The organism is Microbispora sp. NPDC049633, assembly GCF_040675265.1.
Taxonomy (GTDB): Bacteria; Actinomycetota; Actinomycetes; order Streptosporangiales; family Streptosporangiaceae; genus Microbispora; species Microbispora maris.
Map to the genome: position 1 here is coordinate 26,939 of NZ_JBFAOO010000064.1, position 10,282 is coordinate 37,220.

The 10,282-nt window shown below is 74.7% G+C and carries 6 protein-coding genes; 3 read left to right on the forward strand and 3 right to left on the reverse strand.

Going from position 1 to position 10,282, the window contains the following annotated elements; translation table 11 throughout:
- Positions 1 to 3 precede the first annotated feature (3 nt).
- Positions 4 to 1,593, reverse strand: a complete 1,590-nt coding sequence (gene aceB, locus AB0J39_RS18620) for a malate synthase A (RefSeq protein ID WP_363466058.1) — start codon at positions 1,591 to 1,593, stop codon at positions 4 to 6.
- A 156-nt stretch (positions 1,594 to 1,749) separates the two neighbouring features.
- On the opposite strand from aceB, the gene AB0J39_RS18625 reads away from it, so the two are divergent.
- The gene (locus AB0J39_RS18625; protein ID WP_363466060.1) at positions 1,750 to 2,430 is read left to right on the forward strand and encodes a DUF4097 family beta strand repeat-containing protein; all 681 of its coding nucleotides are present in this window, start codon (positions 1,750 to 1,752) and stop codon (positions 2,428 to 2,430) included.
- Between the two features lie 72 nt (positions 2,431 to 2,502).
- Here the strand turns inward: AB0J39_RS18625 and AB0J39_RS18630 are convergent, their stop codons facing one another.
- Positions 2,503 to 3,855, reverse strand: coding sequence for an FAD-binding protein (locus AB0J39_RS18630; RefSeq protein ID WP_363466063.1), 1,353 nt, complete (start codon positions 3,853 to 3,855; stop codon positions 2,503 to 2,505).
- 149 nt (positions 3,856 to 4,004) lie between these two features.
- Between AB0J39_RS18630 and AB0J39_RS18635 the strand changes: the two genes are divergently transcribed.
- Entirely contained in the window at positions 4,005 to 7,583 is a 3,579-nt protein-coding gene (locus tag AB0J39_RS18635; protein ID WP_363466066.1) for a BTAD domain-containing putative transcriptional regulator, read from the forward strand.
- A gap of 24 nt (positions 7,584 to 7,607) precedes the next feature.
- Here AB0J39_RS18635 and AB0J39_RS18640 read toward each other — a convergent pair whose 3' ends face one another.
- Complete coding sequence (locus AB0J39_RS18640) at positions 7,608 to 8,972, reverse strand: FAD-binding oxidoreductase (protein ID WP_363466068.1); 1,365 nt, start codon at positions 8,970 to 8,972, stop codon at positions 7,608 to 7,610.
- A 169-nt stretch (positions 8,973 to 9,141) separates the two neighbouring features.
- Here AB0J39_RS18640 and AB0J39_RS18645 point away from each other — a divergent pair.
- Positions 9,142 to 10,282, forward strand: a 1,141-nt coding sequence (locus tag AB0J39_RS18645; RefSeq protein ID WP_363466070.1) for a BTAD domain-containing putative transcriptional regulator, incomplete at its 3' end; no start/stop codon positions are given.

The following is a 10,282-nucleotide window of genomic DNA, read 5'->3' on the forward strand; positions in this document are numbered from 1 at the left end:
CGCTCACGGCATGCGCGCGTACGCGGGAAGCGTGAGGAAGTCCGCGAAGTCGTCGTCAAGGGCGACCTCCTTGAACAGGGCCGTGGCCTGCGCGTAGAGCTTCTCGTCGTAGCCCGGCTCGGCGGCGATGCGGGCCAGTTCCTCCTCGATGATCCGCTCGACGAGCTCCCGTGTCACCACCGCGCCGGTGTCGGCCAGCGTGATGTCGTTGTGGATCCACTGCCAGACCTGGGAGCGGGAGATCTCGGCCGTCGCCGCGTCCTCCATCAGGTTGTGGATCGCCGCGGCGCCGTTGCCGCCCATCCAGGCCGCCAGGTAGCGCAGGCCGACGTCCACGTTGTTGCGCAGCCCGGCCTCGGTGATCTCGCCGGGGGTCTTGGACACCGAGAGCAGGTCCTCGGCCGTGACGTTGACGTCCTCGCGCAGCCGGTCGAGCTGGTTGGGCCGGTCGCCGAGCACGCCGTCGAAGACCTCGCGGCAGACCGGCACGAGGTCGGGGTGGGCCACCCAGGAGCCGTCGAAGCCGTCGCCGGACTCGCGCGTCTTGTCGGCCCGGACCTTCTCCAGCGCGACCTTGTTGACCTCGGGGTCGCGGCGGGAGGGGATGAAGGCCGCCATGCCGCCGATCGCGTGCGCGCCGCGCTTGTGGCAGGTGCGCACCAGCAGCTCGGTGTAGGCCCGCATGAACGGCGCGGTCATCGTCACCGCGTTGCGCTCGGGCAGCAGGAACTCCCGCCCCCGGGTGCGGAACTTCTTGATGACGCTGAACAGGTAGTCCCAGCGGCCGGCGTTGAGGCCCGCGGAGTGCTCGCGCAGCTCGTAGAGGATCTCCTCCATCTCGAACGCGGCGGGGTAGGTCTCGATCAGCACGGTCGCCCGGATCGTCCCGCGCGGGACGCCGAGCAGCTCCTGGGCGCGGACGAACACGTCGTTCCAGAGCCGCGCCTCCAGGTGCGACTCCATCTTCGGGAGATAGAAGTACGGCCCGCGGCCCTTGTCGATCTGCCGCCGCGCGCAGTGGAAGAAGTAGAGCCCGAAGTCGAGCAGCGATCCGGACATCTCGGAGCCGTCCACCAGGATGTGCTTTTCCGGCAGGTGCCAGCCGCGCGGGCGGACCACGATCGTGGCCAGCTCCTCGTCCGGCCGCAGCGCGTACGTCTTGCCGCCGGAGGAGAAGTCGATCGTGCGGTCGAGGGCGTCGCGCAGGTTGAGCTGCCCGTTGATCGTGTTCTCCCAGGTCGGGGAGTTGGCGTCCTCGAAGTCGGCCAGCCAGACCTTGGCGCCGGAGTTGAGGGCGTTGATCGTCATCTTGCGGTCGACCGGACCGGTGATCTCGACCCTGCGGTCCTCCAGCCCCGGCGCGGGCGGGGCGACCCGCCACTCGGACTCGCGGACGTGGGCGGTCCCGGGGAGGAAGTCGAGCATGCCGCCCGCGGACAGCTCCTCCTGCCGCGCCTGCCGGGCGGCGAGCAGCTCCCTTCGCCTGGGGTCGAACTCGCGCTGCAAGGTGGCCACGAAGCCGAGGGCCTCGGGGGTGAGGATCTCGTCGAACCGGTCCAGCAGAGGGCCCTTGACCTCGACGTCTTCCGTCATTTTCCACCTTCCGGAAAAGTAGTTCTGAATCGTGGAATCGACGCTACTTCAGGGGAGGGCCGGGGGTCAACGCGGCGGCTCGTCGGGGACGGGTCAGGGGATGCTGAGGGACTTCCCTGATGGGAGGCGGCGTACGCATCCCCGAAGATCGAGGACATGAGATACAAGCCGATGGCAGTCGCGGGGGCCGTCCTGGGGATGAGCCTCGCCGTCGCCGCCTGCGACGTACGGCTCGACTTCGACGGGCAGCAGGCCGTGCAGTCCTACGACGTGACGGACAAGGTGACCGTCATCGACACCCGTACGGGATCGGGCGACGTCGTGGTGAACGAGAGCGACAGGTCCGGCGTCCACGTCACCGAGACCCTGCACTGGCGTGGGGACAAGCCCGCGGACGGCCACTCCGTCGCCGGGGACACCCTCACGCTCTCCTACAAGTGCGGCAACTGCTCGGTGGACTACAAGGTGGAGGTGCCGCGCGGTCTCGCCGTGAAGATCGACACCGGCTCGGGGGACATCACGCTGCGGAACCTGAGCGGGCAGGTCAACGCCTCCACCGGGTCGGGCGACGTCGACGCGCGCGGGCTCGCCGCCACCCAGGTCGGCACCCGCACGGGGTCGGGGGACATCACGCTCCGGTTCACCGTCGTCCCCGACCAGGCGCAGGCGGTGACAGGGTCGGGCGACGGCCGGCTCTGGGTGCCGGACGGCGCCTACAACATCGACGCGTCCACCGGGAGCGGCGACCGCAGGATCGAGCTGGCGGACGACGACTCGGCGCCGCACGCGATCACGATCAGGACCGGATCGGGCGACGCCGAGCTGCACAAGCTGTGATTCCCGGCGCTACCGGGGCCGTCCGCGGTGCCTCGTCCCGCGGGCGAGGGCGGCCCGGGGCCGGGGAGCGCCTCAGGCGAGCACGGGCTGGTTGGAACGGAAGACGCCGGCGGGGTCGCGGCGGCGCTTGATCTCGCGCAGCCGGGCCAGGGTGTCCGCGTCGAACGCGGAGGCGGCCTTCTCGTCGCCGTGCAGATAGGTGAAGGGCTTGCGGCCGGTCGTGTGCGGCGCCATCGCCCGGGCGATCTCCGCCAGCCGCGCGGCGACGGCCCGGCCGCCCTCCGGCGACATGACCGGCCCGATCATGCCCAGCAGGTACGGCTCCGCGACGGGCGCGGCCGCACCGCCGCCCTCGACGGGCCCGCTCAGCGCGCCGCCCAGGTGGCGCACCTGCACCGTGGCCAGGGGAGCGATGCCGCCCACGGCCGCGAGGAGATCGCCGGCCACGTCCGCGCCGAGCCCGGTCAGCAGTTCGCCGCGGCCGGCGCCGGGCACCGGCTGCGTCGGCTCGGCGCAGATGCCGCCCAGGGCGTCCGGCGCCATCGGGGCGCGGGTGTCGAGGATCACGCCGGGGATGTCCTCGAATCGCCGTAGCAGGCCGCGTCCCTCCTCCTCGCCGCCCAGGAACGTCGAATCCACCGCGACCGCGGCGAGACCGCGCAGCGGCTCGGGGACCTGGGGCACCGGGGGGAACTTCACCATCGTGAACCAGGCGGTCAGCTCCACGGGCGCGGTACCGGTGACCTCCCGGAAGGCGGCGAGCACCTCGGGCGCCCGCTCCGCGGGCCACAGCATGCGCCCGCCGTACAGCAGGGGCGCCGGGTGCAGGTCCAGCTCCATCGCCGTCACCAGGGCGAAGTCGCCTCCGCCGCCGCGCAGCGCCCAGAACAGGTCCGGGTCGGAGTCCGCCGTCACCCGGGCCTCCACGCCGTCGGCGTCCACCACCTCGAAGGCCCGTACGGCGCCGGCCGCCCAGCCGTGCCTGCGGGCGAACCAGCCGAGCCCGCCGCCGAGCGTGTAGCCGGTGACGCTGACGACGGGAGAGCTGCCGGGCAGTCCGGTCAGCCCGTGCTTGGCGGCCGCGGTCAGCAGCTCGCCCCACTGCACGCCGGCCCCGACCCTGGCGGTCCGCTGCTCCGGCCGCACCTCGACGCCGCGAAGCCGCCCGGTGCGCACCAGGATCGTCCCGTCGAGACGGGCCGACGCGCCGTGCCCGCTCGGCTGCGCGGCCACGGCGAGACCGGCGAGGCTCGCGTAACGGACAACGGCGGCCGCGTCCGCCGCGTCCTCGATCTCCACGACCGCCCGCACGCGCTGGTCCACCGCCCGGTTCCAGGGCAGCCGGGCCGCCTCGAAGGCGTCGTCGCCGGGCACGAGCACCCGTCCGCGCACCGTCCGCCGCAGATCGGTTTCCACAGTCGACACGATTTCCTCCCGCTTCACGCTCTCTGATCACTCCACATCCTGATGCAGGCGGTTTGCGGTGGATTAGTAGTCGACTAGGAGTCCGCTAGTCGTGCGGCGGACAAGCCGGGCAATACGCTACGGATCCAAATCCCGCGTCCAGAGGAGCCATGGAATTCCGCCTGTTCGGTCCGCTCGAGGTCATCGACCCGGCCGGTCGCGTCATAGATCTCGGCACGCCGAAGCAGCGAGCGGTGCTGGCCATGCTCGCCCTGGAGCCGGGACGGGTCGTCTCGCTCGACCGCCTCATCGACGAGCTGTGGTCGGGTGAGGCGCCCTCCAGCGCCACCGGCACGCTGCAGGCGTACATCTCCCAGCTCCGCCGGGCGCTGGAGCCGGGGAGGCCGCCGCGCACGCCGCCGAAGGTCCTGCTCACCCGCGAGCCGGGGTATCTGCTCGCCGTCGCCCCCGGGCAGGTGGACCTGGTGCGCTTCGCCGCGCTCGCCGAGGACGGCCGCCGGTCGCTCGCCCGCGATCCCGCCGCGGCGGCCGATCTGCTGCGCCGCGCCCTGGAGACATGGCGGGGCGAACCGCTCGCCGAGTTCGCCGCCTACGAGTTCGCGCAGCCGGTCGTGGCGCGGCTGACGGAACTGCGGGCCTCGGCCACCGAGGACTGGTTCGAGGCCCGGCTGGCCACCGGTGAGAGCGGCTCGTGCGTGCCCGGCCTGGAGAGCGCGGTGGCCGGGCAGCCGTACCGGGAACGGTCGTGGGCGCTGCTCGTCCGGGCGCTCTACCGCGCGGGACGGCAGGCCGACGCGCTGGCCGCGCTGCGCGGGGTGCGCACGCTGCTCGCCGACGAGCTTGGCCTGGAGCCTGGCCCCGAGCTGCGGCGGCTGGAGCAGGCGGTGCTCGACCAGGCGCCCGGCCTCGAGACGCCCCCGGTCGCCCAGGAGCACGGCACGGGCGGCATCCCCGGCTCCCCGATGATGTCCGGCGCCCCGGTCGTCCCCGCTGCCCCGGTGGTGTCCCGCGCCCCGGTCGTCCCGGACGGCCGGACCGGACCGGCCGTGGCCGCCGGTTCGCCGGCGCCGGCCGCGCGTCCGGAGGCCGCGCCGACGTCCCACGCCGGCGGCCTGATCGCCAGGCGCGAGCAGCTTCATCGGGCCGCCGAGCGCCTCGCGTGGGCGCGGCGCGGGCGGGGCGGAGTGCTGCTCGTGTCCGGCGAGGCGGGCATCGGGAAGACCAGCCTCGCCGAGGCCGTCGCCGACGAGGCGTCGGCGCTGGGGATGGCGGTCGCCTGGGGCCGGTGCGCCGAGGACACCGGCGCGCCCGCCTTCTGGCCGTGGCTCCAGGTGCTGCGCGACCTCGTGCCGCCGGAGACCGGGCCGTACGGGCCCGCGTCGTACGGGTCCGCGTCGTACGTGGGCGAGCCGGGCGGCGGACAGGACGTGGCCCGGGCCCTCGCGGCCCTGTCGGGGGTCGCGGAGCCGGAGAGCGCGGACGCGCGGCAGGGGCTTTCCGGGCGCGGGCCTTCCGGACACGGACTGCCGGAGCACGCGCCTGCTGCAGACGGGCTTGCGGCGCACGGGCTCCCGGGACACAGCGCGGCGCTGTTCGCGCTGCACGAACGGGTGACGGGCGCGCTGGTCGCGGCCGGACCGGCGCTCGTCGTCCTGGACGACCTGCACTGGGCGGACGCCGCGTCGCTGCGGCTGCTGGCCTTCGCGGCCGGGGAGCTGCACCGCGCGCCGGTGCTGGTGCTGGCCACGATGCGGCCGGAGCCGGGAGGCGAGCCCGACCAGCTCCGCGAGACCCTGGCCGCGCTCGCCCGCGAACGCGGCGCGCAGCGCCTCACGCTGCCGCCGTTCACCCGGGAGGACGTGGCCGCCTACCTGGCCGGGCGCGACCTGCCGGACGCGCGGCTCGCCGCGGTGCTCTTCGAGCGGACCGGCGGCAACCCCTTCTATCTGGGCGAGCTGGTCAGGCTGCTGGACAGCGAACACCGTCTCGACGCGGCCTCCGCGGGCGTGCCCGAGGGCGTGCGCGAGGTCATCGGCCGCCGGGTGGCCCGCCTGCCCGAGGAAACCCGCGCGCTGCTCGGCGCGGCGGCCGTGCTCGGCCGCGAGGTGAGCCTCGACGTGCTGGAGGCCGCCTGCGACACCCCCGCGGAGGAGGTCATGGCGCTGCTCGAACCGGCCGTGGCCACCGGGCTGCTGGCCGAGGTCCCGGATGGCTTCGACTACCGGTTCTCCCACGCCCTCGTCCGCGACGCCCTGTACACCGATCTCGGCAGGGTGCGCCGGGCCCGGCTGCATCTGCGCACCGGCGAGGCCCTGGAGACGCTCGCGGGCATCGAGCCGTCGGTCCTCGCCCATCACTTCGGGATGGCGGCCAGGGCGGGCGGCGCGGCCAAGGCCGTGGAGTACGCGGTGCGCGCCGCCCGTCAGGCCACCGCCCAGTGCGCGTACGACGAGGCGGTCGACTGGTGGGGCAGGGCCCTGACCGCGCTCGGCCCGACGGACGCGGCCCGGCGCTGCGCCCTGCTCGTGGGCCATGGCGAGGCGCTGCGGGCCGTGGGGGACGTCGACCGGGCCAGGTCGGTGCTGGAGGAGGCGATCGCCCTGGCCGCCCGGATCGGCCGGCGGGCCACGCTGATCGAGGCCGTCACCGTGTTCGGCGGGCTGTCGGTGTGGAACTGGCGCCACTACGGCGTGGTGGACGAGGAGATGGTCGCGCTGCTCGAAGGGCTGCTGGCCGAACCGGCCGCCGGCGACGCGGAGCGGGCCACCCTGCTCGGCACCCTCGGGCTCGAGCTGTACTACTCGCCGCGCCGCGCGGAGGGGGAGCGGCTGGCGGCCGACGGCGTGCGCCTGGCTCGCCGCGTCGGCGACCCCCGGCTGCTGGCCCGCGCGCTCAACAACTACCTGATGGCCGCATGGGTGCCGGAGCGCGAGGAGGAACGCCGACTCGCCGTCGAGGAGATGCTCGCCCTTCCCCTGGACGCGTCCGCCGAGGCCGTGGCCCGGATCTTCCGCATGGCAAGCCTGCTCAGGGCGGGCGAGCTGGACGAATGGGACCGTGACCTCGCCCAGTGCCGGCGCCTGGTGGAGCTGGTCAGACGCCCTGAGCTGACCGGCATGGCGGGTATCGCCGAGGCCGCCGGCCGTACGCTCCGGGGTGACTGGGCCGAGGCCGAGCGGCTCGCCGCGGAGTTCACCGCGCTGATCGAGGGCTTCAGCATGTGGGGGCTCGACTATCCCGGCCTGATCACCCTCTACACCTGCAGGCGGGGCCAGGGCCGGGTGGCGGAGCTGGCCGACCGGCTCGTGTCCCGCGCCCACGACGCCGACATGGTGCCGCTGCGCCCCGTCGCCGTGCTCGCCGCGCTGGACGTCGGGGACACGGCTCTCGCCCGCAGGCTCGTCGAGCGGTGGGGCACGAGGGTTCCCCCGGACTGGACCGCCGAGTTCCTCACCGTCGTGTGGGGCCATGTCGCCGCCCGGCTCGGCACGCCCGATCCCGCCGCCCTGCTCCGGACGCTCTCGCCGTACGCGGGACGGCTCGTGGTGAGCGGCATGGGCGGCGCCGGATGGGGGTCGACGCACCTGGTCCTGGCCGAGCTGGCGGCCGCGACCGGCGAGCGCGGGCACGCCCTGCGCCACGCGCGCCGGGCCCACGAGACCCACCTGCGCCTGGGGCTGGACCACTGGGCGGGGGAGAGCGCGCGTCTCCTCGCCGGACTGGAGTGAGCGGGCTGGACGGACGAGCCGCCGTCACCCGAGGACGGGGTGGTTTCCGAGGATCACGCCATGGGGGTCACGGCGGCGCTTGACCTCGCGCAGGCGGGCCAGGATCTCGGCCGGGAAGGCGCACGCCGCGGGCTCCCCATGGCCGAGGAAGGTGAAGGGCTTGCGGCCGGTCGAGACCCCGGCCACCGCGTCCGCGACGGCCGACTGCCGCCGCCGGATCGCCTCCCGCATGCCGGGAGCCGCGAGCACGCCGAGCGTGCTCAGCAGGTAGGGCTCCGCGATGTGCCCGCAGGCTCCGCCCTTCTCGTCGACCTGGGCGAGCGCTCCGCCGAGGTGGCGGATCTGCACGTAGGCGAGCGGTGCGATGGTGCCGGGCCCGGCGGCGGCCAGCAGCGCCGCCGCGTCGGCGTCGCCGAGCCCGGTGAGCAGCTCGGAGTGCAGCAGGGCGGGCGTCGGGTCGGTCGGCTCAGCGCAGATGTCCGCCAGGTTCGCCACCGGCATCCGGCCGCGGGTGTCGAAGACAGGCCCGGGGATCCGGTCGAACCGGTGCAGCAGGGCCCGCGCCTCGTCCGGGTCGCCCAGATAGGTGACGTCGATCGCCACGGCCGACAGGCCGCGCAGCGGCTCGGGCAGTTCTGGCAGCGGCGGGAACCGCAGCAGTTGGAACCAGACCGTCAGCTCCTCGGGCGCCATGGCCGTGGTGGCGCGGAAGGCGGCCAGCACCTCCGCCGCGCGTTCGGCCGGCCACAGGATCCGCCCGCCGTACAGCACCCGCGCCGGGTGCAGGTCGAACTCCATCGCGGTCACCACCGCGAAGTCGCCCCCGCCGCCGCGCAGGGCCCAGAACAGCTCGGGGTCGCTGCCGGCCGTGACGGTCGTCTGCTCGCCCGAGGCGTCCACGACCTCGAACGCGCGCACGCTGTCGGCGGCGAAGCCGTACCTGCGCCCGAACCAGCTCAGGCCCCCGCCCAGGGTGAATCCGGTGGCGCTGACGACCCCCGTGCTGCCCGCCAGAGGCGTCAGCCCGTGCGCACCCGCCGCCGTGAGCACCTCGCTCCACGGGACGCCGGCCTCCACCCGGGCCACCCGTTCCGCCGGCCGTACGGCCAGGCCGCGCAGCGCACCCGTGCGCAGCAGGATCGCGTCGTCGAAGGACGCGGGGGCGTGCCCGTTCGGCTGGGTGGCGACGCGCAGCCCGGCGAGGTTCGCGTAGCCGACCACGGCCGCGACGTCGTGCGCGTCCCGCGCCTCGACGACCGCCGCGACCCGCTGGTCGACGGCCATGTCCCAGGGGCGCCTGCTCTCGTCGAAGCCCTCGTCGCCGCGCACCAGCACCCGGCCGCGCGCCACCCGGCGCAGATCGGCGCCGAGCGCCTTGATGTGGTCCATCTCTTCCCCTTCACATCGTGGGTTCCTCGTGCGGGACCACCGTGGGACACGGGGATCGGAGCGCGTATGAGCGCGGCTTGGAGACCGTCCAAGTCGCCCCCAAGTGGACCGTTCCGGTGGCGGTCGTCCCGGCTCTACGCTTGCCGCAGCGATCAGAGGGGTTTCGGTCATGAACACGCTGTCCTTCCGGCTGCTCGGCCCCTTCGAGGTCACCGGCGGCGACGGCCGCGTCATCGACCTCGGCCCGCGCAAGCAGCGCGCGGTGCTCGCCGTCCTCGCCCTGGAGCCCGGCAGGATCGTCTCCCTCGACCGGCTGATCGACGAGCTGTGGGCGGACGAGCCGCCCTCCAGCGCCACCGCGACACTGCAGTCGTACGTCTCCAACCTGCGCAAGGTGCTCGAGCCGGGACGCAGGCCACGCACGCCCCCCGCCGTGCTGCTCACGCGCGAGCCCGGCTACCTGCTGTCCGTCGCGCCCGGCCAGGTCGACCTCGTACGCTTCGTCTCCTGGGTGGAGGACGGCCGCAGGGCGCTCGCCCGGCGCGAGTACGCCGCGGTGCGCGCCTTCGTCGACCGGGCGCTGGAGACGTGGCGGGGCGAGCCGCTCGCCGAGTTCGCGGCCTACGAGTTCGTCCAGCCCGTCATCGCCCGTCTGACCGAGCTGCGGGCGGTGGCGGTCGAGGACCGGTTCGAGGCCAGGCTCGCCACGGGCGACGGGCCCTCGTGCGTCGCGGACCTGGAGCGGCTGGTCGAGGCGCACCCGTACCGCGAACGGCTGTGGAGCCTGCTCGTCCTCGCCCTCTACCGGTCGGGCAGGCAGACCGACGCGCTCGGTGCGCTGCGCCGGGTGCGCGCCCTGCTCGCCGAGGAGATGGGCCTGCAGCCCGGACCCGAGCTGCGGCGGCTGGAGCAGGCCGTGCTGGAGCAGTCGCCGTCCCTGGACGCGCCCGCGCCCCTGGGCACGCCTGCCGTCGAGCGGCCGGCCGCCGCCCTGACGGCGAAGGAGCCGTCCCTCCCGGCGCCCGAGCCGCCGCCGTCCGCGGCCCTCGTCGCGCGCAGGCACGAGCTCGCCCGCCTCGGCGACCGGCTCGGCGCCGTACGGCGGGGCCGCGGCGGCGTGCTGCTGGTGACCGGCGAGCCGGGGATCGGCAAGACCCGGCTGGCCCAGCTCGCCGCGGAGGAGGCCGAGGCGCGCGGCGTCGCGGTCGTCTGGGGCCGCTGCGTGGAGGCCGAGGCGGCGCCGCCGTTCTGGCCCTGGCTGCAGGCGCTGCGCGAGCTGGGGGAGCGGGGCCGGGCCGCGGCGCGGCTCC